The organism is Pseudomonas sp. 22490 (assembly GCF_052044465.1).
Lineage (GTDB): Bacteria > Pseudomonadota > Gammaproteobacteria > Pseudomonadales > Pseudomonadaceae > Pseudomonas > Pseudomonas aeruginosa.
In genome coordinates this window covers 51,510-74,866 of the sequence record NZ_JBQENS010000011.1, presented here as the reverse complement: position 1 = coordinate 74,866, position 23,357 = coordinate 51,510, and the positions used below count along the sequence as shown (strand labels likewise).

25 protein-coding genes are annotated in these 23,357 nt (G+C 66.2%); 10 read left to right on the top strand and 15 right to left on the bottom strand.

Going from position 1 to position 23,357, the window contains the following annotated elements; all coding sequences use genetic code 11:
* Positions 1 to 316 precede the first annotated feature (316 nt).
* Together ACTJJX_RS14430 and ACTJJX_RS14425 are read left to right on the top strand one after the other, a co-directional pair.
* Positions 317 to 1,078: an FKBP-type peptidyl-prolyl cis-trans isomerase gene (locus tag ACTJJX_RS14430; protein ID WP_003091600.1), complete on the top strand. Its 762-nt coding sequence runs from the start codon at positions 317 to 319 to the stop codon at positions 1,076 to 1,078.
* Positions 1,079 to 1,447: 369 nt separating this feature from the next.
* Complete coding sequence (locus ACTJJX_RS14425) at positions 1,448 to 1,879, top strand: YkvA family protein (RefSeq protein ID WP_003114790.1); 432 nt, start codon at positions 1,448 to 1,450, stop codon at positions 1,877 to 1,879.
* Here ACTJJX_RS14425 and ACTJJX_RS14420 read toward each other — a convergent pair.
* Positions 1,867 to 2,613 (bottom strand): substrate-binding periplasmic protein, encoded by a 747-nt coding sequence (locus tag ACTJJX_RS14420; protein WP_003143488.1) that lies wholly within the window; start codon positions 2,611 to 2,613, stop codon positions 1,867 to 1,869. The two genes, ACTJJX_RS14425 and ACTJJX_RS14420, sit on opposite strands and share 13 nt — an antisense overlap.
* A 103-nt stretch (positions 2,614 to 2,716) precedes the next feature.
* On the opposite strand from ACTJJX_RS14420, the gene ACTJJX_RS14415 reads away from it, so the two are divergent.
* The 3 genes from ACTJJX_RS14415 to ACTJJX_RS14405 are packed head-to-tail and all read left to right on the top strand — an operon-like array spanning position 2,717 to position 3,865.
* Positions 2,717 to 3,028, top strand: coding sequence for a helix-turn-helix domain-containing protein (locus ACTJJX_RS14415; RefSeq protein WP_003091597.1), 312 nt, complete (start codon positions 2,717 to 2,719; stop codon positions 3,026 to 3,028).
* Positions 3,029 to 3,030: 2 nt separating this feature from the next.
* Positions 3,031 to 3,396: a hypothetical protein gene (locus ACTJJX_RS14410; RefSeq protein ID WP_003114793.1), complete on the top strand. Its 366-nt coding sequence runs from the start codon at positions 3,031 to 3,033 to the stop codon at positions 3,394 to 3,396.
* Positions 3,386 to 3,865 (top strand): tetratricopeptide repeat protein, encoded by a 480-nt coding sequence (locus ACTJJX_RS14405; RefSeq protein ID WP_003091595.1) that lies wholly within the window; start codon positions 3,386 to 3,388, stop codon positions 3,863 to 3,865. The genes ACTJJX_RS14410 and ACTJJX_RS14405 overlap by 11 nt, the downstream gene beginning before the upstream one ends.
* Positions 3,866 to 3,878: 13 nt before the next feature.
* Here the strand turns inward: ACTJJX_RS14405 and ACTJJX_RS14400 are convergent, their stop codons facing one another.
* On the bottom strand, positions 3,879 to 5,627 hold the full coding sequence (locus tag ACTJJX_RS14400; protein ID WP_023082218.1) for a bifunctional diguanylate cyclase/phosphodiesterase: 1,749 nt from the start codon (positions 5,625 to 5,627) through the stop codon (positions 3,879 to 3,881).
* A 95-nt stretch (positions 5,628 to 5,722) separates the two neighbouring features.
* Positions 5,723 to 7,819: a carboxy terminal-processing peptidase gene (locus tag ACTJJX_RS14395; RefSeq protein WP_003091593.1), complete on the bottom strand. Its 2,097-nt coding sequence runs from the start codon at positions 7,817 to 7,819 to the stop codon at positions 5,723 to 5,725.
* Between the two features lie 129 nt (positions 7,820 to 7,948).
* Between ACTJJX_RS14395 and ACTJJX_RS14390 the strand changes: the two genes are divergently transcribed.
* Entirely contained in the window at positions 7,949 to 8,911 is a 963-nt protein-coding gene (locus ACTJJX_RS14390; protein ID WP_004345021.1) for an NAD(P)H-quinone oxidoreductase, read from the top strand.
* Positions 8,912 to 8,971: 60 nt separating this feature from the next.
* On the opposite strand, the gene ACTJJX_RS14385 is transcribed toward ACTJJX_RS14390, so the two are convergent.
* The 6 genes from ACTJJX_RS14385 to ACTJJX_RS14360 are packed head-to-tail and all read right to left on the bottom strand — an operon-like array spanning position 8,972 to position 14,162.
* Entirely contained in the window at positions 8,972 to 9,622 is a 651-nt protein-coding gene (locus tag ACTJJX_RS14385; protein WP_016852626.1) for an HAD family hydrolase, read from the bottom strand.
* Complete coding sequence (locus tag ACTJJX_RS14380) at positions 9,622 to 10,617, bottom strand: ABC transporter ATP-binding protein (protein WP_003162228.1); 996 nt, start codon at positions 10,615 to 10,617, stop codon at positions 9,622 to 9,624. Before ACTJJX_RS14380 ends, ACTJJX_RS14385 begins: the two co-directional genes overlap by 1 nt.
* A 2-nt stretch (positions 10,618 to 10,619) precedes the next feature.
* Positions 10,620 to 11,417 (bottom strand): ABC transporter permease, encoded by a 798-nt coding sequence (locus tag ACTJJX_RS14375; protein ID WP_003091589.1) that lies wholly within the window; start codon positions 11,415 to 11,417, stop codon positions 10,620 to 10,622.
* Complete coding sequence (locus tag ACTJJX_RS14370; RefSeq protein ID WP_016852627.1) at positions 11,404 to 12,243, bottom strand: ABC transporter permease; 840 nt, start codon at positions 12,241 to 12,243, stop codon at positions 11,404 to 11,406. Before ACTJJX_RS14370 ends, ACTJJX_RS14375 begins: the two co-directional genes overlap by 14 nt.
* Complete coding sequence (locus ACTJJX_RS14365) at positions 12,240 to 13,049, bottom strand: alkaline phosphatase family protein (RefSeq protein WP_003114798.1); 810 nt, start codon at positions 13,047 to 13,049, stop codon at positions 12,240 to 12,242. The genes ACTJJX_RS14370 and ACTJJX_RS14365 overlap by 4 nt, the downstream gene beginning before the upstream one ends.
* Before the next feature lie 54 nt (positions 13,050 to 13,103).
* On the bottom strand, positions 13,104 to 14,162 hold the full coding sequence (locus ACTJJX_RS14360) for an ABC transporter substrate-binding protein (protein ID WP_003091586.1): 1,059 nt from the start codon (positions 14,160 to 14,162) through the stop codon (positions 13,104 to 13,106).
* Positions 14,163 to 14,525: 363 nt separating this feature from the next.
* On the opposite strand from ACTJJX_RS14360, the gene ACTJJX_RS14355 reads away from it, so the two are divergent.
* Together ACTJJX_RS14355 and ACTJJX_RS14350 are read left to right on the top strand one after the other, a co-directional pair.
* On the top strand, positions 14,526 to 15,242 hold the full coding sequence (locus tag ACTJJX_RS14355) for a UTRA domain-containing protein (protein WP_003091585.1): 717 nt from the start codon (positions 14,526 to 14,528) through the stop codon (positions 15,240 to 15,242).
* 65 nt (positions 15,243 to 15,307) lie between these two features.
* Positions 15,308 to 15,859, top strand: coding sequence for a GNAT family N-acetyltransferase (locus ACTJJX_RS14350; RefSeq protein ID WP_003114799.1), 552 nt, complete (start codon positions 15,308 to 15,310; stop codon positions 15,857 to 15,859).
* Between the two features lie 42 nt (positions 15,860 to 15,901).
* Here ACTJJX_RS14350 and ACTJJX_RS14345 read toward each other — a convergent pair whose 3' ends face one another.
* The 5 genes from ACTJJX_RS14345 to minC form a co-directional block, all read right to left on the bottom strand.
* Positions 15,902 to 17,191, bottom strand: coding sequence for a M18 family aminopeptidase (locus ACTJJX_RS14345; protein ID WP_003114800.1), 1,290 nt, complete (start codon positions 17,189 to 17,191; stop codon positions 15,902 to 15,904).
* A gap of 168 nt (positions 17,192 to 17,359) precedes the next feature.
* The gene (locus tag ACTJJX_RS14340) at positions 17,360 to 17,995 is read right to left on the bottom strand and encodes an RluA family pseudouridine synthase (RefSeq protein ID WP_003114801.1); all 636 of its coding nucleotides are present in this window, start codon (positions 17,993 to 17,995) and stop codon (positions 17,360 to 17,362) included.
* Between the two features lie 103 nt (positions 17,996 to 18,098).
* On the bottom strand, positions 18,099 to 18,353 hold the full coding sequence (gene minE / locus ACTJJX_RS14335; RefSeq protein WP_003091581.1) for a cell division topological specificity factor MinE: 255 nt from the start codon (positions 18,351 to 18,353) through the stop codon (positions 18,099 to 18,101).
* Positions 18,350 to 19,165 (bottom strand): septum site-determining protein MinD, encoded by an 816-nt coding sequence (minD, locus tag ACTJJX_RS14330; protein WP_003091579.1) that lies wholly within the window; start codon positions 19,163 to 19,165, stop codon positions 18,350 to 18,352. The genes minE and minD overlap by 4 nt, the downstream gene beginning before the upstream one ends.
* Positions 19,166 to 19,226: 61 nt before the next feature.
* Positions 19,227 to 20,018 carry a septum site-determining protein MinC gene (gene minC, locus ACTJJX_RS14325; RefSeq protein ID WP_016852628.1) on the bottom strand — a complete coding sequence of 264 codons (792 nt, stop codon included), beginning with the start codon at positions 20,016 to 20,018 and terminating at the stop codon, positions 19,227 to 19,229.
* Positions 20,019 to 20,177: 159 nt separating this feature from the next.
* Between minC and ACTJJX_RS14320 the strand changes: the two genes are divergently transcribed.
* Both ACTJJX_RS14320 and ACTJJX_RS14315 read left to right on the top strand, forming a co-directional pair.
* On the top strand, positions 20,178 to 21,116 hold the full coding sequence (locus ACTJJX_RS14320; RefSeq protein ID WP_016852629.1) for a lipid A biosynthesis lauroyl acyltransferase: 939 nt from the start codon (positions 20,178 to 20,180) through the stop codon (positions 21,114 to 21,116).
* A gap of 67 nt (positions 21,117 to 21,183) precedes the next feature.
* A complete protein-coding gene (locus ACTJJX_RS14315) occupies positions 21,184 to 22,353 on the top strand; it encodes a patatin-like phospholipase family protein (RefSeq protein WP_003091575.1) in 1,170 nt (389 codons plus the stop codon).
* 63 nt (positions 22,354 to 22,416) lie between these two features.
* On the opposite strand, the gene ACTJJX_RS14310 is transcribed toward ACTJJX_RS14315, so the two are convergent.
* The gene (locus tag ACTJJX_RS14310) at positions 22,417 to 23,274 is read right to left on the bottom strand and encodes a pirin family protein (protein WP_003116397.1); all 858 of its coding nucleotides are present in this window, start codon (positions 23,272 to 23,274) and stop codon (positions 22,417 to 22,419) included.
* Positions 23,275 to 23,357 lie beyond the last annotated feature (83 nt).

Sequence of the window (23,357 nt, the reverse complement as noted above, 5' to 3'; positions counted from 1 at the left end):
GGTTAGAATACCGGCCTGTCACGCCGGGGGTCGCGGGTTCGAGTCCCGTCCGCTGCGCCATTTCCTTCCTTCGCTGTATCTCTTGCGCTTCCTTCCCGCTTCATAATTCGACGTTTTTCGACGCTTCCTTTCCGCTGTTCTTCTGTCCTCGTTCCGCGCGTTCGTTCTGCTATCTCCTTCATTTTTCGGAAAGTTCGGCCTTGAACTTATCCGCGCGCACCTGTTCCTATTGCCCATAGCCACTGGTCGCGACAGCCTGCTAAGCTCGCGGCTTCATCGAATATGCCCGAGCGGCGAACAGATTAAAGGACTCAGCATGAAACAACATCGGTTGGCAGCAGCGATCGCACTGGTCGGTCTGGTTCTCTCCGGCTGCGATTCGCAGACCAACGTTGAGTTGAAGACCCCGGCGCAGAAAGCTTCCTATGGTATCGGCCTGAACATGGGCAAGAGCCTGTCCCAGGAAGGCATGGACGACCTGGATTCGAAAGCCGTCGCCAAGGGCATCGAAGACGCCCTCGGCAAGAAGAAGCAGCAGCTCACCGATGAAGAGCTGACCGAAGCCTTCGCCTTCCTGCAGAAACGTGCTGAGGAGCGGATGGCCGCCATCGGCGACGAAAACGCCAAGGCCGGCAAGAAATTCCTCGAGGAAAACGGCAAGCGCGACGGCGTGACCACCACCGCTTCCGGCCTCCAGTACGAAATCGTGAAGAAGGCCGATGGCCCGCAACCGAAGGCCACCGACGTGGTGACCGTCCACTACGAAGGCCGCCTGACCGATGGCACCGTCTTCGACAGCTCCATCGAGCGCGGCAGCCCGATCGACCTGCCGGTCAGCGGCGTGATCCCGGGTTGGGTCGAAGCCCTGCAACTGATGCACGTCGGCGAGAAGATCAAGCTGTACATCCCCAGCGAGCTGGCCTACGGCGCGCAGAGCCCGAGCCCGGCGATCCCGGCCAACTCGGTACTGGTCTTCGACATGGAACTGCTAGGCATCAAGGATCCGTCCAAGCCGGACGCGGAGCCCGAGGCCGGTGCCGCAGCGCAGCCCGAAGCCAAGGCGGACGCGAAGAAGTAATTTTTCCGCCGCGATGCATGAAACGCCCCGTCCATGACGGGGCGTTTTCATTTGCGGATTCGGCTGAACCCAGGCGCTGCCGCGAGGGTCTGAAAACAGGTCGAGGGCACGGCCGGTGTTACCCTTATGCACACATTTGTCGCACGTCGACCCGACCTACGGTATTGACCTCGGGTTGTCCGTTGCGCTAGGTCAAACCCTTGATTTTCAATGCTTTTAGAGCATTGTCTAAAAAGTGTCCGATCTGTCGGAAAGCCTGTAGCGACGGGCTTCTCGCCGACGGAAGGGGGGGCTGTTCACAAGGTTATCCACAGTATGCGTGGATAACCCGGAGAGCCTCGGCGGCAAGCGCTTGAGCGAGGTGGAAGGATGGATGCACCACGAGGATTCAGTCGTTACCTGGGGATCGCGGAACGTTTCCTGGCCCGTGGCCGGGTGCCCGCCTTGTTGATTGCGGTAGCACGCAAGCGCTCGCGCCTGAAGCTGGTGAAGAGCGACCTGCGCCTGCTGCAGGAACTGCTGGTGGCCTGGGTTCGCGGCGAATACCGCGGACTCAGCCGCCAGGCGTTGCTCTCGGTGATCGCGGCGCTGGCCTATTTCCTTTCGCCGGTGGATATCGTTCCCGACTTCATCTTCGGTGTCGGCCTGCTCGACGATCTCGCCGTCCTGGCCTGGGTAGTGCGTCGCTGGCAGGCCGAGCTGGATGCCTTCAAGGTCTGGCGCGACGCCCAGGGCGTCGAGACGCAACAGGCGCTGCGAGAGCTGCCGGCTCCCAGGGCGGAGCGCGTTCAGGGTTCCTGAGGCGCTTGCAGGCTGTTTTCCAGCAGGCGCCCGATGCTGCCGTCCCTGACCATCTCGTCGAGCACCCGGTCCATACTTTCGACGGGGACCGGCAGTTGGCCGCCATAGATGCAGTGCATCCGATAGCTCTGCAGTACCAGCGGACTGACGCTCAGGCCCAGCTCGGGATGCTGGCGCGTCAGGTAGAGCAGCGGGCGGCGCATGTCCACCGCGGCGTCCAGGCGCGAACGCTTGAGCATCTGCACGCGACTGGCCAGGTCGCGGGTATCTTCGCGGCGAATTTCCCCGGCAGCGAAGGCCTGCATGAGATCGTCCGCGTAGACATAGCCTAGACTTGTACCCAGGGTCTTGCCGCGCAGCTCGGCGAAGTCGCGGATCGCCGGACGGTCGTCGCGCTGCAGGAGGACGTCCTGCTCTTCGAAGAGGGCAGGAGACCAATGGTAGCGTTCGGGTTTGCTATCCCATCCGGGGTTGGAGTTGCAGATCACGTGAATATGTCCGCTGGCCATGAAGCCGTCGATCCTTCGGTTCGGCGTTTCCACGAAACGCAGCGACAATCCCAGCCGCTGCGCGACCCGCTCCCCCAACTGGCGGGTGAAGCCGCCTTGCAGCTGGTGATCGACGATGTCCACGTAGGGCATGCCGTCGGCGGGGCTGAAGCCCCAGCGCAGCTCGCCGGCGAAGGCCTGTCCGACTCCCAGCAGGATGCACAAACCAAGACTTCTCCGGCGCACCCGTGGGCTCCTCCACCAGGCAGACTGTGTGACCAGGGCAGCAGTATAGCCAGTCCGCAGCGGCGCGGTGCCTGATAAGATGGCGGCTTGCAAGGAGACCGACATGAATGTCCAAGTGATCACGCGAGACGGCGAGGCGGAATACGCGGTGTTGCCCTGGGCCGAATACCAGGCGTTGCTGGCCGCCGCCGGTCGCCCGGCCGCCAGTGTCGCGGTGGAGACGACCGCGCCGGCGGTGCCATCCGCGAGCCTGCTGGAGCGCCGCGAGGCGCGCGGCCTGAGCCTGGAACAGGTGGCCCGGGAGGTCGGTATCAGTCCTTCCTACATGGCGATGATCGAACGCGGCGAACGCGAGGCCAGCGAGGCCATCCTGTTCGCCCTGGAGCGTGTGCTGGGCAAAGCGACGGGGGCCTGACCTTGAGTGTGCTGATCAGCCGTAAACACTGGGATAGCCTGCTGCTGGAAATCGAGGATGCGCGTCGCCAGCGTCATCTGCTCACCTACCGGGCGCTGATCGAGCGCCTGCAACTGCCGACGCCGGCGATGACCACCCTCACAGCGGCTCTCGAGCACCTGGCATCGCTGGATGCGCGCTCGGGGCGTCCGTTGCGCAGTTCGCTGGTCATCAGCCAGGGCGCAAGCCGCTTGCCGCGCACCGGTTTCTTCGAGTGCGTGGAGCGCCTCGGGCGTTTTTCCGGTCCGCCGGACGGCCCGGCCGCGGCTGGCTGGCATGCGGCGGAAGTGGTCCGTGTCTTCGAATTCGAGTATCCCGATGAACTCTGAATGGATCTGGCGCCTGCGCGCCCGCCTCGGTTACGGCGTGGCCCGGCAGTTGCTGGGCTGGCCCTGGCTGGTCAAGCAGCCGCGAGCCTGGCAGTGGATGCAGGGGCAGTTCTCGCGCATGGCCAACCTCGGACACCGCGACGCCCAGGCGTTCTACGGTCACCTGCTGCTGTTCCGTGGACAGGGCTTCGGCGCGCGCGAGGAGGGCCTGCGCCTGCTGCGCCTGGCTGCCAGCGCGGGCGATGGGAAAGCGGCCTACCAGCTCGGCGTGCAGGCGCTCAAGGGCGACAGCCGGCAAGCGCCCGACGCGCTGGCAGCCAGCCGCCACTGGGCGCAAGCGGCAGAGGCGGGCCACCCGCTGGCGGCGCGCAAGCTGGCGGAACTCTACCGCGATGGAGGCCCGGGCCTGGCGCCGGACAGCGAGCGCGCCGAGCACTATGCGCAACGGGCGTCCGCGCTCGGTCTATAGCTGAACGAACGGTTCAGGCGGCCTCGATCAGGTGCAGGCTGTAGCCTGGCAGCGCCTTCGCCTGGCGCTTGGCCTCGGAGGCCAGCGTCGCCAGGTGCGCGGCATCCATTCCCTGGCAGGCTTCGGCCGGTAGATGCACCACGCCGACGGACAATGACAGCAGCGGGTACTCCTCGCGCTGGCCATGGCGATTGTGTGCAACGAAACAGCCGGCTTCCAGGTGCTCGCGGCTGTAGAAGCGCCGGCATTGGCTCTGGAAGGTTTCCAGCAACCGGTCGATCCGTGTGCGCCAGTCCTCGGGGCCGAGCACCAGCATGAAGTCGTCGCCGCCTATGTGGCCGACGAAGTCGCTGCCCGGGTCGATCCGTTCGCTCAGGCACTGTGCCAGGCACAGCAGGACCTCGTCGCCGCGGGCGTAGCCGTAGAGATCGTTGAAGGGTTTGAAGCTGTCGACGTCGATGTAGCAGATCACCGCCTCGCGCCTTTGCTGCAGCAGGCGTTCGAGGCATTGCTGGATCGGCACGTTGCCGGGAAGCAAGGTGAGCGGATTGGCGTGCCGCGCCTGCTGGAGCTTTTCCTCGGTGATCAGCCTGAGCACGTCGATCACCCGGCCCATGCCCGCATAGTGCCCGCCGCGGGTGACGATGAAATCTTCCTCGATACGCTGGCGTGCGCGGCTGGTCAGCAGGCGGCTGACCTGCTGCAGGGTCTGGCCGAGTTCCACGGCGAGAAAATCGTCGCTCATCAGGCGGCTGATCGGCTTGCGCAGGAACAGGTCGCAGGCGAAGGGCCGGAGCAAGGCGTCGGTGAGCGCGTGGCGATGGACGATGCCGATGGGACGCCCTTCTTCGTCGAGGATCGCCAGGGAGTTCAGGTTGGCCTGGCGGCGGAAGATTTCCACCACTTCCTGGGTCGAGGTGCGAACGTCGACCGCGCGCTGTTCCAGCAGCAGCGCACGCAGGTCGCCGTGCTCGTCGCTGGAAGACTGGCTGGGGGCGTCAGCGCTGGGCAGCATCTGTTGTACGTCGCTCGCCGGGTGTTCCTGCGGGCGGCCGAACAGATAGCCTTGCACCAGGTCGACCCCCATCTCGCTAAGCACCGCCAGTTCCTCGGGCAGTTCGATGCCTTCGGCGATGACCTGGGCGCGAGAGGCCCGCGCCATCTTCAGGATGGAGCCGACGAACTCGCGTTTCACGGTGTCCAGGTGGATGCCGTCGACGAAGTGGCGGTCGATCTTCACGTAGTCCGGACGCAGTTCCGACCACAGGCGCAGGCTGGAGTAGCCAGCGCCGAGGTCGTCGAGGGCGATGGAGAAGCCCATGGCGCGATAGTGGTGCAGCGCGGTGTCGAGCAGGTCGAAGTCGTCGATGGGGGTCTGTTCGGTCAGTTCGATCACCACCCGGTTCGGCGAGATCCCCAGCTGTTGCAGCAATTGCAGGGTGCGGCCGGGCGGATGGCCGGCTTCGAGGAGGGACTCCGGGGAGACGTTGAGGAACAGCATGGCGTCGCCCTGGATGTCGCGGAAGCGGCTGAAGGCGCGTTGTCGGCAGAGTAGTTCCAGTTCGCTCAGCCGTCCGCATTGGCGGGCCACGGCGAACAACGCCAGGGGCGAGTGCAGCGGGCTGTTGGACGGACCGCGGGTCAGCGCTTCGTAGCCGACCAGGCGCCGTTCGGAAAGCGAGAGGATGGGCTGGAACAGGCAGTGCAGGTCGCCGTGGGCCAGGATGCTGTCCAGGGCGCTCAACTGCTCGGTGACGGTCATGGAACGCTCTCGTCGCAATGAAAAAGGGCCGGTTGTGCAACCGGCCCCGTATTTCACGACAGTCCCATGACTGTTTTATGACGCTCCCGCTGAACTCAGTGCTTGGCCACCGCCGAGTTGAGGTTCAGGTAGTCCAGCAGGATGTGCCCGGACTCGGTGAGGTAGGCGTCGTCCTGCGGCTTGGTCTTGTCGTCCTCTTCCGGCAGGGCGTTCTCGTCCTCGCGCTTGAGTTCCTTCAGCGGCTCCTGGCCCTTGGACTTGCGCAGGGCGTTCTCCATGGCCAACTGGCGGTTCTCGATGCTGGTCTGCTGGGCGCGGCGCTTGGCCTCGTTCAGGCTGACGGTCTTCTCCTTCATCAGCTCCTGGGCCAGCGCCAGGCGCTCGCGGGCGTAGACGAAGTCGGCGTTGTTCTCGGTGCGCGCGTCGTGCTGGGCCTTGAGTTGCGCGAGGAACGGCTTGAACGGGTTGGCCTCGTCCTTCACCACCGGGCGGATGGTGTCCCAGGGCATCGAGTCGGGCAGGGCGCTTTCGCCGATTTCCTTGTCGTCGACGATGGACGGGTAGCTGATGTCCGGGATCACGCCCTGGTGCTGGGTGCTCTGACCGGAGACTCGGTAGAACTTCGCCAGGGTCAGCTTCAGTTCGCCGTGGTTGAGCGGCTGGATGGTCTGCACGGTGCCCTTGCCGAAGGTCTGTCCACCGAGGATCAGCGCGCGGTGGTAGTCCTGCATGGCGCCGGCGAAGATCTCCGAGGCGGAGGCCGAGAGACGGTTGACCAGTACCGCCAGCGGGCCGGTATAGAAGGCCTTGCCTTCGTCGTCGTTGAGCACGTCGACGCGGCCGTCGCTGTTGCGCACCAGTACGGTCGGGCCCTGGTCGATGAACAGGCCGGTCAGCTCGGTGGCCTCCTGCAGGGAGCCGCCGCCGTTGTTGCGCAGGTCGAGGACGATGCCGTCGACCTTGTCCTTCTGCAATTCGGCGACCAGCTTCTTCACGTCGCGGGTGGTGCTCTTGTAGTTCGGGTCGCCGGCGCGGTAGGCCTTGAAGTCCAGGTAGAAGGCCGGCAGGTCGATCACGCCGAGCTTGTAGCTGCGGCCTTCGTGGTCGACCTTGATGATGGATTTCTTCGCCGCCTGGTCCTCCAGCTTCACCGCCTCGCGGGTGATGGCGACGATCTTGCTGGTCTGGTCGTTCGGCGCGTTGCTCGCCGGAATCACTTCCAGGCGTACCTGGGAACCTTTCGGCCCACGGATCAGCTTGACCACTTCATCCAGGCGCCAGCCGACCACGTCGACCATTTCGCCCTTGCCCTGGGCGACGCCGATGATCTTGTCGGAGGTGGCGATCTGCTTGCTCTTCGCCGCCGGGCCGGCCGGCACCAGGCGTACGACCTTGACGTAGTCGTTGTCGCTCTGCAGCACCGCGCCGATGCCTTCCAGCGAGAGGCTCATGTTGATGTCGAAGTTTTCCGCGTTGTCCGGCGACAGGTACTGGGTGTGCGGATCGTAGGACTGGGCGAAGGCGTTGATGTAGGCCTGGAAGATGTCTTCGCTGCGGGTCTGCTTGAGGCGCGACAGCTGGTTCTTGTAGCGCTTGGTGAGCTGTTCCTGGATCGCCTTGTCGTCCTTGCCGGTGATCTTCAGGCGCAGGACCTCGTCCTTCACCTTCTTGCGCCAGAGGTCGTCGAGCTCTGCGGTGTCCTTCGCCCAGGGGGCCTTTTCGCGGTCGATCAGCAGGCTCTCGTCGACGCTGAAGTCGATCTTGTCGACGCCCTTGTCGAGCATCGCCAGGGCATAGTCGAGCCGACCTTTCAGGCGGTCGAGGTGGCGCTTGTAGATGACGAAGCCGGGATCGAGGTCGCCGCTCTTGAGGAAGTCGTCGAACCTGTTGCGCCAGCGATCGAACTCGGCGATGTCGCCGGCGGTGAAGTACATCCGCGCCGGATCGAGCATCTTCAGGTAGCTGTCGTAGATCTTGGCCGAGCGTTCATCGTTCAGCGGCGGCTTGTTGTAGTGGTGCCGCTTGAGCAGTTCCACGACGTTGAGGCTGGCGATGACCTGCTCGCGGTCCGGCTGCAGGCTGTCCCAGGAATTCTGGGCGCTGCCGACGGAGACGGCGGTCGAGGCGAACAGCGGCAGCGAACTGGCGCCGAGGAGGAGCAACAGGGCGGTACGGGGCAGAAAACGCTTCATGCTGATTCGACTGATCGCGGAGTAATGACGCATATTAGGCCTTATTAGCCGGCGCCGGGTTCCCTTGGCGCAATGCAAAAAGCCCGACTCTGGGTGATCGGGCCGTGACAACCCCACTATGGAGGCAGCGTGAACGCATTGCAAGGTATCGAAGGTCGTGTCGAGTGGTCGGAAATCGCCGCCCCGTCCTGCGGTCAGGGCGAAATCCGCATCCGCGTGGCGGCCGCCGGACTCAACCGCGCCGACCTGTTGCAGAAGGCCGGGCTCTACCCGCCGCCACCCGGCGCCAGCCCGGCGCTGGGGCTCGAGTGTGCGGGTGTGGTCAGCGAGGTGGGCGCGGGCAGCACCTGGCAGGTCGGCGACCGGGTCTGCGCGCTGCTCGCCGGCGGCGGCATGGCCGAGGAAGTGGTGGTGGACGCGCGCCACGTACTGCCGGTCCCGGCAGGGCTGAGCCTGGCGGAGGCGGCGGGGATTCCGGAGGTCTACGCCACGGCCTGGCTGAACCTGTTCCAGTTGGCGGCGTTGCAGCCCGGCGAGAAAGTGCTGCTGCACGCCGGCGCCAGCGGCGTCGGTTCGGCCGGCATCCAATTGTGCAAGGCGTTCGGCAACCCCTGCTGGGTCAGCGTCGGTTCCGCCGAACGCCTGGCCTACTGCGAATCCCTGGGCGCCGCCGGCGGCGTGCTGCGCAAGCAGAGCCTGGAATCGCTGCGCGATTTCGCCCCGTTCGACGTGATCCTCGATCCGGTCGGCGCCCGCTATGCCGGGTTGAACCTGGAGTTGCTGCGGCGCGACGGGCGCTGGGTGATCATCGGCCTGATGGGCGGCCGCGAGGCGCAACTGGACCTGGCTCAACTGCTAGGCAAACGCATCCAGTTGACCGGCTCGACCCTGCGTACCCGTGATGCCGAGTTCAAGGCGCAGTTGATCGCCGAACTGGGGTTGAAGGTCTGGCCATTGTTCTCCGCCGGGAAACTCCGCGCGCAGCTGGAGCGAACCTTCCCGATCGTCGACGCCGAGGCGGCGTTCGAGGCGTTGGCGAGCAACCAGGTGCAGGGCAAGGTCGTGCTGGTGGTGGACCCGTCGCTGGCCTGAAGGGCCGCTTCGGCGACGCGATGGAAAGCGCGATCCGCTCGCGCTTTCGCAGCGAGCCTGTCAGCGCCAGGCGTTGACCGGCCAGCCCATTTCCTTGGCGTAGGCGAGCAGGGTCGGGTCCGGATTGACCGTGTTCGGATGGCCGACCAGCTTCAGCAGCGGCAGGTCGTTGCGCGAGTCCGAATAGAACCAGGCGTCGGCCAGTTGGCGATCGTCTCCTTCCAGCAGGTCGAGCAGACGCAATACCTTGCCTTCGCGATAGGTGAGGGTGCCGAGGGTGCGGCCGGTGTAGTGTCCGTCGAGCACTTCGAGATCGATGGCGAGGACTTCGTCGACGCCGATCCGCGCCGCGATCGGCTTGACCAGGTGCACCCCGGATGCGGAGACGATCAGCACCCGGTCGTTGGCGCTGCGGTGGCGCGCCAGGCAGGCGCAGGCGTCGCTGTAGATCAGCGGCTCGATGACCTCCTCGACGTAGGCCTCCACTTCCCGCTCGACTTCCTCGACGCTGCGACCGATCAGCGGTTGCAGGGTGTAGTCCATGTACAGGTCCATGGACAGCTTGCCTTCGGCGTACTGCTCCATCAGTTCGGCGTCGTGGCGGACGAAGGATTCGTCGACCCAGCCGAGACTCGCCATGCGCTGGCTCCACAGGCTGGAGCAGTCGCCGTGGATCATGGTCTCGTCCAGGTCGAAGATCACCAGGCTCATCAAGCTACCTCTCGAATACTGTTGCGATCGATGACCAGCGTCAGCTGACTGCCGGCCGGATACAGGCGGTCTGCGCTGCGGTTGAGGACGTCGACGGTGAGTTCCACCCCGGCGGCCTCGACGCGGTAACGGATCACGTTGCCGAGCAGACTGTGCGAGCGTACCAGCGCCGGCACGCCTTCGCTCGGTTCGTTGCCCAGGCGCAGGGATTCCGGGCGGATCGCCACCTGTTGCGCGCAGGGCTGGCCGAGCAGGCGGCTGGCCTGTTCGGCGTCGAGCAGGTTGTAGTTGCCGATGAAGCCGGCGGCGAAGGCGTTTTCCGGCGCGGTGTAGAGGGTCTCCGCGTCGCCGCTCTGGACGATGCGTCCGGCGTTCATCAGGACGATGCGGTCGGACAGGGTCAGCGCTTCCTCCTGGTCATGGGTGACGAACACCGTGGTCAGCCCCAGCTCCTGCTGGATGCGGCGGATCTGTTCGCGCAGGTGCTTGCGGATGCGCGCGTCGAGGGCCGACAGCGGCTCGTCGAGCAGCAGCAGGCGCGGGCGCGTCACCAGCGAGCGGGCCAGCGCCACGCGCTGGCACTGGCCGCCGGAGAGTTGGTGCGGGTAGCGTGCGGCGTACTCGCCCAGTTCCACCAGTTCGATGGCTTCGGCGACCCGCTGCTTCAGTTCCGTCGCAGGCACCTTCTGCATGCGCAGGCCGAAGGCGACGTTCTGTTGCACGGTCATGTTGGGGAACAGCGCGTAGCTCTGGAACACCATGGCGATCCCGCGCTTCTGCGGCGGCAAAGGCACCACATCCTCGCCGTCGATGAGGATGCGCCCGCTGTCGACCTCGGTCAGCCCGGCGATGCAGCGCAGCAGGGTGGACTTGCCGCAGCCGCTGGGGCCGAGCAGGGTGACGAACTCGCCGCGGGCGGCGGCGAAGTCGATATCGCGGAAGATGCTGGTGGCACCGTAGCTCTTGTCGAGCTGTTCGACGCTGACGAACGACATGATCAGGCCTTGTCCTTGTTCAGTCGGTTGGCCGCCCAGGTCAGGACCAGGACGAACACGAAGTAGGAGACCACCACTGCGCTGGTGTAGTGGCCGCTGCTGTTGCGCATGTTGTTGAGGAACACCTGCAGGGTCTCGTAGCGGGTACCGACCAGCAGGTTGGCGAAGACGAATTCGCCGATGAGGAAGGAGAACGACAGCAGCAGGGCCACCATCACGCCCTTGCGCAGGTTCGGCAGCACGACCAGCAGCGCCGCCTTCCAGGTGCTGGCGCCGAGCAGGTGGGCGGCGTCCATCAGGTCGCGCAGGTTGATCGCCTGCAGGTTGTTGGTGATCGCCCGGTACATGAACGGCAGGGCGATGGTGAAGTAGCAGCCGACCAGCACCCAGGGCGTGCCGATCATTTCCAGCGGCCCGCTGGCATAGAGTTGCAGCAGGCCCACCGAGGAGACGATCGGCGGCACCGCGAAGGGCAGCAGGATGAGCACGTTCATCACGCCGTCCAGGCGCGGGAAGTGGTAGTGGATGACGAACATCAGCGGCAGGATCAGCAACACGCTGAACGCCAGGGCGCCGAAGCAGACCAGCAGCGAGCGGGCGAAGGCCAGCAGGAAGCGCTGGTCGCTCCACAGCGTCAGGTACCACTTCAGGGTCAGGCCGTCCGGCAGCAGGGTCGCCGACCACTGGGTGGCCAGCGAGTAGAGCAGGGTCGCCGCCAGCGGCAGGACCAGGATCAGGAACAGCGCGCAGACCACCAGGCGATGGTAGAGCGCGGCAGGACGTCGATCAGCGCGCGACATGGTAGCTCCTGCGCAGCAGCCATTGGTGGACCAGGGTGATCAGGGTCATCAGGCCGACCAGCACCATGGCCAGGGCGCTGGCCATGTTCGGGTCGGGGAACACGTCGCCGGCGACCAGCGCGCCGATGCGGATCGGGATCACGTTGAAGTTGCCGGTGGTCAGCGAGTACACCGTGGCGTAGGCGCCGAGGGCGTTGGCCAGGAGGATGACGAAGGTACCCAGCAGCGCCGGGGTCAGCACCGGGATGCCGATGTGTCGCCAGTACTGCCAGCCGTTGGCGCCGAGCAGCGCGGCGGACTCGCGCCAGTCCTCGCGCAGGGCGTCGAAGGCCGGGTAGAGCAGCATCATCCCGAGGGGGATCTGGAAATAGGTGTAGAGGATTATCAGGCCGGTCTTCGAGTAGAGATTGAAGTCGTCGATCCAGCCGGCCTGCTTGAGCAACAGGGTCAGCGCGCCGTTGAAGCCGAGCAGGATGATGAAGGCGAACGCCAGCGGTACCCCGGCGAAGTTGCTGGTCATGTTGGAGAAGGCCATGACGAAGTCGCGCAGGCGGCTGTCGACGTGGCGCAGCGAATGGCTGCCGAGCACCGCGATGAGCAGGCCGAGCAGGCTCGACCAGCCGGCGATCTCCAGGCTGTGGCGGATCGCCTGGCGGTAGAAGGGCGAGCCGAACAGCTCGAGGTAGTTGGCCAGGCTCCAGGCGTCGCTGGCCTTCAGGCTGTTCAGCGCGACCCAGGCCAGCGGCGCTATCTGGAAAATCACGAAGAACGCCGCGAAGGGCAGCAGGAACAGCAGCGCCAGCCATTTGCCGGAGAGTCGTTTCATGGGGCGAGCAGCTCCCGGCAGACGGGTTTGTCGTGGGCGGCGCCGAGGATTTCGCAGAGCGTGCCGCAGAGGTCGGTCTGCAGCGGTTGCGCCAGGTCGTCGCGGCTGAAGGCGTCGCCGAAGACGAACAGCGGCACCTCGCGCTCCTCCTCGAGGATGCCGCCGTGGCTGCGGTCCTCGTTCATTCCGTGATCGGCGGTGATCGCCACCTGGTAGCCGGCCGCCAGCCACTGGTGCAGGTATTCCGACAGCAGTGCGTCGGCGCGCCGCGCGGCGTTGCGGTAGGCGGGGCTGGCGAGGCCGTGCCTGTGCCCGGCGTCGTCGATGTTCATCGAGTGGACCAGCATGAAGTTCGGTGCGTGCCGGCGGCGCAGGCTTTCCGCGTCGGCGAACAGGTGCGAGTCCGGATAGTGGTCGCTCCAGTAGAAGTGTCCGCGCTGGATCGGCAGTGCGCTGTCGTCGGTGTGGCGGTCGCGGGCCGGGTCGAACGGCGCGCGGTTGTACAGTTCGCTGACCCAGTGGTAGGCCGCTGCCGCGGTACTCAGGCCGGCCGCGCGGGCGTAGTGGAACAGGCTCTGTTCCTGGCTCAGGCGGACCACGTCGTTGTGCAGGATGCCGCTATCGATTGGCGGCACTCCGGTGAGGATGCATTCGTAGAGCGGCCGGGACAGCGAAGGCAACTCGCATTCCAGGCGGTACGACTGGCCGCGGCCGGCGCCGCAGAGGGCCTGGAGATGCCCCATGCAGTCGCGGGCGACGCTGTGGTTGAGGCCGTCCAGCAGGACGAGGATGACGTCGTGGCGCATTCGGGGTATCCGTCGATGCGGGGCGGCCGCCGGGGAGGGCGGCCGCGCTCCGCGTCACTGCATGTTGATGATCACCGCTTCCTGCCACTGCCGCGGCAGGCGCTTGGAGGTTTCCTCCCAGGCCTTGGCGTCCTTGATCGGCTGGGCCTTGGCGTACTGCTCGTTGGGTAGCAGTTGGGCCTTCACGTCGTCCGGCAGGGTCAGGCTCTCGGCGCGGATCGGTCGCGCGTTGCCCTTGGCCAGGTTGATCTGTCCGGCGTCGCTGAAGATGTACTCGCGGGCGAGCTTGGCGGCGTTCGGGTGCTTGGCGTACTTGTTGATGATGGTGGTGTAGCCGGAGATCACCGAGCCGTCCGAGGGGATCAGCACCTCGAAGCGCTCCGGGTCGATCTGCTGGCGGTAGCTGAGGCCGTTGAAGTCCCAGACGATGCCGACTTCGACCTCGCCCTTTTCCAGGGTGGCGATCACCGGGTTGGTCAGCGACAGGCGGCCCTGCTTGGCGATCTTGCCGAAGAACTCCAGGCCCGGCTTGATGTTCTTCTCGTCGCCGCCGTTGGCGATGGCCGCGGCGAGCACCCCATTGACCGCCTGGGCGGCAGCGCTGACGTCGCCGATGGTGACCTTGTACTTGCCCTGCAGCAGGTCGGCCCAGCTGTGCGGTACGTCCTTCACCAGTTGTTTGTTGACGATGAAGGCGATGGTCCCGGTGTAGGCGAGTGCCCAGTGGCCGTCCTGGTCCTTGGCCCAGGCCGGGATCTGTTCCCAGGTGCTCGGCTTGTACGGCTGGCTGACGCCCTGCTGCACGGCGATGGGGCCGAAGGCGGCGCCGACGTCGCCGATGTCGGCGCTGGCGTTGTCCTTCTCGGCCTTGAACTTGGCCAGCTCCTGGGCCGAACTCATGTCGGTATCCATGTGCTTGAGCCCATACTTGCTCTCAAGGTCCTTCCAGGTGTCCTTCCAGTTCGCCCAGCTGTCGGGCATGCCGACGCTGTTGACCTGGCCTTCCTTGCGCGCGGCCTGTTCCAGCGCCTGCAGGTCCGCTTCGGCGGCCAACGCCAGGCCGCTGCCGAGGGCGATGGCGGTTCCCAGCAATGAAGCAAGCATGCGTTTCATTCGGTGCTCCTTCGTTCGAGAGGTTCGGTCGGGCAGCCTCGGGAGTTCTCGACGCTCCTTCGGGCGGGACTGCCGCGGGTGTGGTCTAGATCAGCAAGACCCAGGCCAATCTAGAGCCGCTGGATGACGGTTTCATGTCAGCTAGCCGCGCCTGGCATCGCCGCGGCTTGCATCCGCAGAAGCGTAGACCATGCTTAAGCCCTCGATTCCATGGGCGCCGGGCGCCTCCGGGAAGACCGTTGTCTTGTGCCTGTCACGTCCCGGTCATCTGGGTTTCCTAGCATCGGACAAGCCGGAGGCACAGGGCGGGCCGGCGGAAATGCCCCTTGTTGGGGCTGGACTAGACCAATAAGGAAGCTGTCGATGCGTGACGAAGCGCTACCCACCGTAACGGCGATCTGCCGGGCGCTCAGCGAGCAGATCGGCCATGGTCTGCTGCCGGCGGGTGGCAAGCTGCCGGCCGAGCGCAAGCTCAGCGAGCTGTTCGCGACGACCCGGATCACCCTGCGCGAGGCGCTGATCCAACTGGAGTCGCAGGGCCTGATCTATCGCGAGGAGCGCCGCGGCTGGTTCGTCTCCCCCGAGCGGCTGGCCTACAACCCGCTGGTCCGCAGTCACTTCCATGCGATGGTCAGCGAACAGGGCCGGGTGCCGGCGACCGAGGTTCTGTCGGCCCGGCAGATGCCGGCGAGCGCGGCGGTCTGCGAGCTGCTGGAGCTGCCGGCGCTGTCCAGCGTCTACCAGATCCGCCGGGCGCGGCGGGTGGACGGGCGGCTGGTGCTGTATGTCGAGCACTACCTGAACGCGCAGTACTTCCCCGGAATCCTCGGCCACGACCTGACCCGCTCGCTGACCGAACTCTATGCCAGCGAGTACGGCATCCACTATGGGCGGGTGCGTTTCGACATGGTGCCCACAGCACTGCATGCCGAGGCTGCGGCGCCGCTGAAGGTGGCGGTGGGCAGCCCGGCCCTGCGCATCAGCCGGATCAACCGCGACCAGCGTGGTCGGCTGATCGACTGCGACCTGGAGTTCTGGCGCCACGACGCCATCCATATCAGCGTCGAGGTACCGCAGTAACGCCACGCGTCGACGACCTGCGGCACCTTCTGCGAGGATGGGGCTCCGGGAAAAGGAGCCCTCGCATGTTCATACTGCCGATTTCGTCCGACCTGCACCTGGAGCTGCTCGACCAGCCGCGCGCGGAGGAACTGTTCCGCCTGGTACGTGCCAACAGCGAGCACCTGGCGCCCTGGATGCCGTGGGTGCCGCTGACGCAGAGCGTGGACGATACCCGCCGTTTCATTGGCGAAGGCCAGCGGTTGTGGGCGGAGCGCAGGAGCTGCCGCTGCGGGATCGTCGAATCCGGATGCCTGGTCGGCGTCATCGACCTGCACGACTTCACCGAGGACAGTCGCAGCGCCAGCATCGGCTACTGGCTGGCGGCGTCCGCGCAAGGGCGCGGGCTGCTGGCCAGGGCGTTGGGGAAGACGATCGAGCTGGGTTTCCTTGGCTACGACCGGCAGCGCCTGGTGATCCGCTGTTCCACCGAGAACCTGCGCAGCCAGCGCGCCGCCGAGCGCCAGGGCTTCCGGCGCGACGGAGTGATCCGGGCCAACGAGATCATCGCCGGGCGTGCCCACGACCATGCGATCTACACGCTGTTGCGCAGCGAATGGCACGCTGCGCACGCCTGAGTGGCCCCGGGCGAATGCCCGGGGCGTGAGCGCGCCTGGCGCTCAGGGCAGCTCGCTGCTGGCGTAGAAGGCGCCGAGCACCTTGACCAGGTGCGCCAGGTCATGGCTACCGGCCAGCTCGCGAATCGAGTGCATGGCGAAGGTCGGCAGGCCTATGTCGACGGTGCGCACGCCGACCTGGCTGGCGGTGATCGGGCCGATGGTCGAGCCGCATCCCATGTCGCTGCGGGTCACGAAGCTCTGCACCGGCACTTCGCTGTCCTGGCAGAGGTGGCGGAAGAAGCCGGCGGTTTCGCTGTTGGTGGCATAGCGCTGGTTGCTGTTGATCTTGATCACCGGACCGCCGTTCAGCGCCGGGCCATGGTTGGCGTCGTGCCTGTCGGCGTAGTTCGGGTGTACGCCATGGGCGTTGTCGGCCGAGACCAGCAGCGAGCGCTGGATCGCCCGGCTGAAGGCGTCGCCTTCCGGCAGCAGGCGGCGCAGTACCTGTTCGAGGAACGGACCGTCGGCGCCGCAATGCGAACAGGAACCGACTTCCTCGTGGTCGGTGCAGACCAGGATGCAGTTCTCGTCGCCTTCGGCGTTGAGCAGGGCTTCCAGGCCGGCGTGGCAGGACAGCAGGTTGTCCAGGCGCGCCCCGGCGATGAACTCGTCGTTGAGACCTACCACCGCGGCGGACTGGGTGTCGTAGAACGACAGCTCGTAGTCCAGTACCACGTCGGCGGTGATGCCGTGCTCGCGCAGCAGCTGTTCGTCGAGCAGCAGGCGGAAGTCGGCGGCCTCGCCCGGCGCCAGTTGGGCGATGATCGGCGGCAGTTCGTTCTGCGCGTTGATCGGCCAACCCTCGTTGGCGGCGCGGTTGAGATGGATGGCCAGGTTGGGGATTACCGCGATGGCCTTGCGGAAGTCGACCAGGCGGCTTTCCAGCTTGCCATTGGCGCGGAAGGTGACGCGCCCGGCCAGTGACAGGTCGCGGTCGAACCAGGGGGCGAAGAGGGCGCCGCCATAGACTTCGACGCCGAGCTGGAGGAAGCCGTTGCGAGCGATCTCCGGGTTCGGCTTGACCCGCAGGCAGGGGCTGTCGGTGTGCGCGCCGACCAGGCGGAAGCCGCTTTCCAGGGGCGAGCGACGGCCCAGGCGGATGGCGATCAGCGACGAGTCGTTACGGGTCACGTAGTAGCGGCCGCCGGTTTCGGTGTGCCAGGCGTCGCGCTCGTCGAGGCGGCGGTAGCCGGCGGCTTCCAGGCGGCGGGCGAGGCTGGCGGTTGCATGGAAAGGCGTGGGCGAGGCCTTGAGGAAATCGATCAGGCCCTGGTTGAGTTCTGCGCGCATAGTGGCTCCGGACGGCAATCCATGCAGTCTATCGTATTGTCCGACGGGGTTCAGGTCGTTGGCGGCGGGGCCGGCCAGAAAAAGCGGAAGCTGGTCGTTGTATGGCAAGACGGGGTACCGGAAATCGGCGGGCGGCGTCCCGGCGGGCCGGGACGCGGCGGGGAAGGCTCAGAACGGCGCCGGCGACTCGAAGCGCAGGCGTTCGCCGCTCTGCGGATGGGTCAGGCACAGCAGGCTGGCGTGCAGGCACAGGCGTTCGTGGGCGGCGAGGGCTTCGGGGTTGGCGTAGAGGCGGTCGCCGAGCAGCGGATGGCCGATGGAGAGCATGTGCACGCGCAACTGGTGCGAACGGCCGGTGATCGGCGTCAGCTCGACCCTGCTCCAGCGTTCATGACGCTCGATCACGCGCCAGAAGGTCAGGGCGTGGCGGCCGTGCTCGAAGTCCACCACGTGACGCGGCTTGGTCGGCGGGTCGTAGCGCAGCGGCAGTTCGATGCGCCCGCTGTCCAGTTCCGGCAGGCCCCAGCAAAGGGCGGTATAGGCTTTCTCGGTCTCGCGGTCGTGGAACTGGCGGGACAGCTCGCGGTGGCTGTCGGCGTCGCGGGCGAGCACCATCAGGCCGGAGGTTTCCCAGTCCAGGCGGTGGACGATGCGGGCCTCGGGATAGCCGTTTTCCTGCAGGCGGGTGACCAGGCAGTCCTTGTTGTCATCGGCGCGGCCGGGCACCGACAGCAGCAGGGTGGGCTTGTCGACCACCAGCAGGGCGTCATCCTGGTGAACGATTCGGATCTGGGACAGCGGCATAGCGAACGGGCTCATCGCCGGGAGGCGGCAGGGAGCCTGGCGGGCAGGCTCGGTGAAACGACTGCGGCGGCCAATGGCCGCCGCAGTATGGACCCTGGGCGAATCAACGATCCGGCAGGGTGATGTTGAGTTCCAGGATCGAGCAGTTGCCCTGGTTCTCCAGTTCCACCTGGATCTGCTCCTGGTCGATCGGTACGTACTTGCGGATCACTTCCAGCAGGTCTTTCTGCAACTGGGGCAGATAATCCGGCTGTGCGCGCTGGCCACGTTCGTGGGCAACGATGATCTGCAGTCGTTCTTTCGCGATGGAAGCGCTGTTCTGCGATTTCCGACTGCGAAAGAAGTCTAAAAGGCTCATTCACGTCCTCCGAACAGTCTTTGCAGGAATCCTTTCTTCTGCACATCGAGGAATCGATGCGGTATTTCCTTGCCGAGCAGGCGGTCGACCGCATCGCTGTACGCCTGGCCGGCGTCGCTCTGCTCGTCGAGGATCACCGGCACGCCCTGGTTCGACGCCTTGAGCACGGCCTGGGATTCCGGGATCACCCCGAGCAGGCGGATGGCGAGGATCTCCTCGACGTCGTCGACGCCGAGCATCTCGCCCTTGGTGACGCGCTCCGGGTTGTAGCGGGTCAGCAGCAGGTGTTCCTTGATCGGCTCCTCGCCTTTCTCGGCGCGCTGCGACTTGCTTGCCAGCAGGCCGAGCATGCGGTCGGAGTCGCGTACCGAGGAAACCTCGGGGTTGGTCACGACGATCGCTTCGTCGGCGAAGTACATGGCCAGGTGGGCGCCTTTCTCGATGCCCGCCGGGGAGTCGCAGATGATGTATTCGAAATCCTTGCGCAGTTCGGCCATGACTTTCTCGACGCCTTCCTTGGTCAGGGCGTCCTTGTCGCGGGTCTGGCTGGCGGCCAGGACATGCAGGTTTTCGAGGCGCTTGTCCTTGATCAGGGCCTGGGTGAGGGTGGCCTCGCCGTTGACGACGTTGACGAAGTCGTACACCACGCGGCGTTCGCAGCCCATGATAAGGTCGAGGTTACGCAGGCCGACGTCGAAGTCGACGATGACGGTCTTGAAACCGCGCAAGGCCAGGCCGGTGCCGATAGCTGCGCTGGTGGTGGTTTTACCGACGCCACCCTTACCGGAAGTGACTACGAGAATTTTGGCCAAGGTGATTCACCCCAATGAAAAACGTAAGAATTCTGGTCCCTGAAAGTGGCGGCAGTATCCGTTAAAGGCGGGTGATGTTCAACACGTCACCCGACAGGCTGACGTGCACTGCCTTGCCCCACTGCGGGCTGCGTCGCAGGTCCTCCGCGACCTTGTAGTTACCGGCGATGGAGACCAGTTCGGCGGCCAGCTGCTGGCAGAAGATTCGCGCCGTGGCGTCGCCTTTCACGCCGGCCAGTGCGCGTCCGCGCATCGGGCCGTACACATGGATGTTTCCGTCGGCGAGAAGTTCCGCGCCGGGACTGACCGCGGCCAGCACGATGAGGTCGCCGCCGGCGGCGTAGATCTGCATGCCGCCGCGCACCGGGGTCTTCACCACCTTGGTCGGGCGGCTGACGGGCTCGGCGGGCTTCTCTTCCGCCTTGGCCGGCTCGGGCCTGGCTTCACCGGCGCTCGGGCTGGGCTCTTCGGCAGGCTTGCGCGGGGCGCTGTCCTTGATGTCCAGCGGTCGTTCGCGGGCGCCCGAGGGCGGCAGCACCGGCAGGTCCAGGGCCTGGGCGGCGGCAATGTCCTCCTCGCGCCCGGCGCGGATCGCCAGGGTGCGCAGGCCGTGGCGGCGACAGACCTCGAGGAGCGCCGGCAGGTCGAGGTGACCTTCGCCTTCGGGCAGCTTGTCGAGGGCCATGACCAGGGGGGTGTCGCGGAAGAAGTTGGGCGCTTGCGCCACTTTGTCGGCGAGTTGCCGTTCGAGCCTCGCCAGGTCGTTGTGCGCCAGTTCGAGGATGGTCACCGCGAGCATGCTGCCCTTGAGCTGGAATACGGGGTCTTGATCGAGGAGGTCGGCTTGGCTCATGGGGCTTGTCGGTCGTTGAATTGCAGGGACTTATAACGAGAACGCCGGATGCCCGCAAGCGTGGCAGATAGCCGGGGCGGCGTCGATCGGCAACGCGGCGTCCCGCCGGGACGGCGGGCAGGGTAGAATGGCGGGCTTTGATCGTCGTCGGAACCGTCCATGGATCGCCCCCGTTTCTCCAGCGCTTTCCTCCATCCCCGCTACTGGCCGCTCTGGTTCGGCCTGGGACTGCTCTGGCTGGTGGTGCAGTTGCCGTATCCCGTCCTGCTGATGCTCGGCCGTGGCCTGGGGGCGCTGATGTACCGCTTGGTCGGCTCGCGCCGCGAGATTGCCGCGCGCAACCTCGAACTGTGCTTTCCGGAAAAGTCGCCCGCCGAACGCGAGCGTCTGCTGAAGGAGAACTTCGCCTCCAGCGGCATCGCCTTCTTCGAGATGGCCATGAGCTGGTGGTGGCCGAAGGCGCGCCTGGCCCGTCTTGCCCATATAGAAGGCCTGGAGCATCTGCGCGAGGCCCAGGCGCAGGGCGAGGGGGTGATCCTCATGGCCCTGCATTTCACCACCCTGGAGATCGGCGCGGCGCTGCTCGGCCAGGTGCACACCATCGACGGCATGTACCGTGAGCACGACAACCCGGTGTTCGACTACGTCCAGCGCCGTGGCCGCGAGCGGCACAACCTCGATGCCACCGCCATCGAGCGCGAGGACGTGCGCTCGATGCTCAAGGTGCTGCGTGGCGGCCGCGCCATCTGGTACGCACCGGACCAGGACTACGGCGCCAAGCAGAGCCTGTTCGTGCCGCTGTTCGGCATCCCGGCGGCCACCGTCACCGCCACCACCAAGTTCGCCCGCCTGGGCCGGGCGCGGGTGTTGCCGTTCACCCAGAGCCGCCTGGCCGATGGCAACGGTTATCGCCTGACCATCCACCCGCCGCTGGAGGACTTCCCCGGCGAGAGCGAGGAAGCCGATTGCCTGCGGATCAACCAGTGGGTCGAGCGCTGCGTGCGCCAGCAGCCCGAGCAGTACCTGTGGGCGCACCGGCGTTTCAAGACCCGCCCGCCAGGCGAAGCCAAGCTCTATCCGAAACGGCGCAAGCGCTGAGGACGGGCATTCCGGACGCGCGCGGGGTCTGGCTATACTCGCCGCAGTTCATGACGGAAGCCCCGCTGTGTCCGATCCCCTTGCCCCACGTCCGCCGCTCACCGGCCTGATCCTTTCCGGGGGCGGCGCCCGCGCGGCCTACCAGGTCGGTGTCCTGGCCGCCATCGCCGACCTGCTGCCGGACAGCGCCGGCAATCCTTTCCCGGTCATCGTCGGTACCTCCGCCGGCGCCATCAACGCCGTTGGCCTGGCTTGCGGCGCCCTGCAATTCCGCCAGGCGATCCAGCGCCTGACCGCGGTCTGGCAGGGATTCCGCACCGAACATGTCTATCGCAGCGACTGGCCGGGCGTGACCCGCCAGGCCTCGCGCTTCCTCGGCCATAGCCTGCTCGGCCTGGGGCGGCGGGTGCCGGTGGCGTTGCTGGACAACCGGCCGTTGCATGAGCTGCTGGCACGTGAGCTGGATTTTTCCGGGATTCATGCGGCGGTGCGCCAGCGCCAGTTGCGCGCGGTGGCGGTGACCGCGTTCGGCTACGAGTCGGGGCAGGCGGTGACCTTCTACCAGGGGCGCGCGACCATCGATCCCTGGGTACGCCATCGGCGCCTGGGCATTCCCACCCGCCTGGAGCTTCGGCACCTGCTGGCCAGCGCGGCGATCCCGCTGCTGTTCCCGCCGGTGCGGATCAACCGCGAATACTTCGGCGACGGCGCGGTGCGTTCCCAGGCGCCCATCAGCCCGGCGTTGCACCTGGGCGCCACGCGGGTGCTGGTGATCGGCGTCAGCGGCAACCCGGCCACCGGTGGCGACAGTGCCATGACCGGCCTGCCGCCGTCCGACCGACCGCCGAGCCTGGCGCAGATCGGCGCCCACCTGTTGAACAGCACCTTCATCGACAGCCTGGAAGGCGACATCGAGCAGTTGCAGCGGATGAACCAGATCGGCCAGTTGGTGGCGCCGGAGGTGCGCCGCCAGGCGGGTGGGCTGGAGCCGGTGGAGGTATTGCTGGTGTCGCCGAGCCGGCCGCTGGACGAGATCGCCGCGCGGCACTACCGGGAGCTGTCGCGGGTGCTGCGGCTTTTCCTGCGCGGTCCCGGAGCGACCCGCGCCAGCGGGGCGGGGGTATTGAGCTACCTGTTGTTCGAGCGCGGCTATTGCAGCGAACTGATCGAACTGGGCTACCACGATGCGATGGGCAAGCGGGCGGAACTGGAGCGCTTCCTGCGGATAGAGCGGTAAACCTTATTCAGGACGGGACAGGCGGAAGGAAAAAACCGCCCCGAAGGGCGGCTCGCGCACGGCTCAGACGGCCAGGACACCGTCGCGATAGTCGCGTAGCGCCTGCTCGATTTCCTCGCGGCTGTTCATCACGAACGGACCGTACTGGACGATCGGCTCGCGCAACGGCTTGCCGGCGAGCACCAGTACCCGGGCGCCGGCTTCGCTGCGCAGGCTCAGTTCCCCTTCTTCGGACAGCCGAGCCAGGCGATTGGTGGCGATTTCCACCGGGCGTTCGCCTTCCACCGTCAGGCTGCCTTCGTAGACGTACAGCAGCACGCGATGGCCGTCCGGCAGGCGCGGGGCGATGCGGCCGCCGGCAGGCAGTTGCAGGTCGTAGTAGTGCGGCTCGGTGTCCGGCCTTTCCACGGCGCCGATCTGCTGCGCCTGGCCGTCGTCGAAGCGACCGGCGATCACCGTGACCTTCACGCCTCCGGCGGTTTCCAGGCGCGGCACGTCTTCCGGCTCGATATCGCGATAGCCGGCCGGGGCCAGCTTGTTCTTCGCCGGCAGGTTGACCCACAGCTGGAAGCCACGCATCGCGCCTTCCACCTGTTCCGGCATCTCGCTGTGGATGATGCCGTGGGCGGCGGTCATCCACTGTACGCCGCCGGGCTTGAGCAGGCCGCGATTGCCGAGGTGGTCTTCGTGGCGCATACGCCCTTCGAGCATGTAGGTCACGGTCTCGAAGCCGCGGTGCGGGTGCGAAGGGAAACCGGCGACATAGTCGTCCGGGTTCTGGGTATCGAACTGGTCGAGCATCAGGAACGGGTCGAAGCGTTCCGGGGAAGGGCCGCCGATCACGCGGGTCAGGCGGACGCCGGCGCCATCGGAGGCGGGGTGGCCGGTATGCAGTTCGAGGACATCACGGTAGCGGGTCATGGGAACCTCCTGGTTCGTGTATGACTCGATGATAGTCCTCTGTGCTCGATATATGGATGCGAGTTTTGTGTGATTCCTATCGA

Bases quoted from the DNA above. Each gene is read 5' to 3' on its own strand.
- ACTJJX_RS14430 (WP_003091600.1), top strand. From the start codon at position 317: ATGAAACAACATCGGTTGGCAGCAGCGATCGCACTGGTCGGTCTGGTT.
- ACTJJX_RS14425 (WP_003114790.1), top strand. From the start codon at position 1,448: ATGGATGCACCACGAGGATTCAGTCGTTACCTGGGGATCGCGGAACGT.
- ACTJJX_RS14415 (WP_003091597.1), top strand. From the start codon at position 2,717: ATGAATGTCCAAGTGATCACGCGAGACGGCGAGGCGGAATACGCGGTG.
- ACTJJX_RS14405 (WP_003091595.1), top strand. From the start codon at position 3,386: ATGAACTCTGAATGGATCTGGCGCCTGCGCGCCCGCCTCGGTTACGGC.
- ACTJJX_RS14400 (WP_023082218.1), bottom strand. From the start codon at position 5,627: ATGACCGTCACCGAGCAGTTGAGCGCCCTGGACAGCATCCTGGCCCAC.
- ACTJJX_RS14395 (WP_003091593.1), bottom strand. From the start codon at position 7,819: ATGAAGCGTTTTCTGCCCCGTACCGCCCTGTTGCTCCTCCTCGGCGCC.
- ACTJJX_RS14385 (WP_016852626.1), bottom strand. From the start codon at position 9,622: ATGAGCCTGGTGATCTTCGACCTGGACGAGACCATGATCCACGGCGAC.
- ACTJJX_RS14380 (WP_003162228.1), bottom strand. From the start codon at position 10,617: ATGTCGTTCGTCAGCGTCGAACAGCTCGACAAGAGCTACGGTGCCACC.
- ACTJJX_RS14375 (WP_003091589.1), bottom strand. From the start codon at position 11,417: ATGTCGCGCGCTGATCGACGTCCTGCCGCGCTCTACCATCGCCTGGTG.
- ACTJJX_RS14370 (WP_016852627.1), bottom strand. From the start codon at position 12,243: ATGAAACGACTCTCCGGCAAATGGCTGGCGCTGCTGTTCCTGCTGCCC.
- ACTJJX_RS14365 (WP_003114798.1), bottom strand. From the start codon at position 13,049: ATGCGCCACGACGTCATCCTCGTCCTGCTGGACGGCCTCAACCACAGC.
- ACTJJX_RS14360 (WP_003091586.1), bottom strand. From the start codon at position 14,162: ATGAAACGCATGCTTGCTTCATTGCTGGGAACCGCCATCGCCCTCGGC.
- ACTJJX_RS14355 (WP_003091585.1), top strand. From the start codon at position 14,526: ATGCGTGACGAAGCGCTACCCACCGTAACGGCGATCTGCCGGGCGCTC.
- ACTJJX_RS14350 (WP_003114799.1), top strand. From the start codon at position 15,308: ATGTTCATACTGCCGATTTCGTCCGACCTGCACCTGGAGCTGCTCGAC.
- ACTJJX_RS14345 (WP_003114800.1), bottom strand. From the start codon at position 17,191: ATGCGCGCAGAACTCAACCAGGGCCTGATCGATTTCCTCAAGGCCTCG.
- ACTJJX_RS14340 (WP_003114801.1), bottom strand. From the start codon at position 17,995: ATGCCGCTGTCCCAGATCCGAATCGTTCACCAGGATGACGCCCTGCTG.
- minE (WP_003091581.1), bottom strand. From the start codon at position 18,353: ATGAGCCTTTTAGACTTCTTTCGCAGTCGGAAATCGCAGAACAGCGCT.
- minC (WP_016852628.1), bottom strand. From the start codon at position 20,018: ATGAGCCAAGCCGACCTCCTCGATCAAGACCCCGTATTCCAGCTCAAG.
- ACTJJX_RS14320 (WP_016852629.1), top strand. From the start codon at position 20,178: ATGGATCGCCCCCGTTTCTCCAGCGCTTTCCTCCATCCCCGCTACTGG.
- ACTJJX_RS14310 (WP_003116397.1), bottom strand. From the start codon at position 23,274: ATGACCCGCTACCGTGATGTCCTCGAACTGCATACCGGCCACCCCGCC.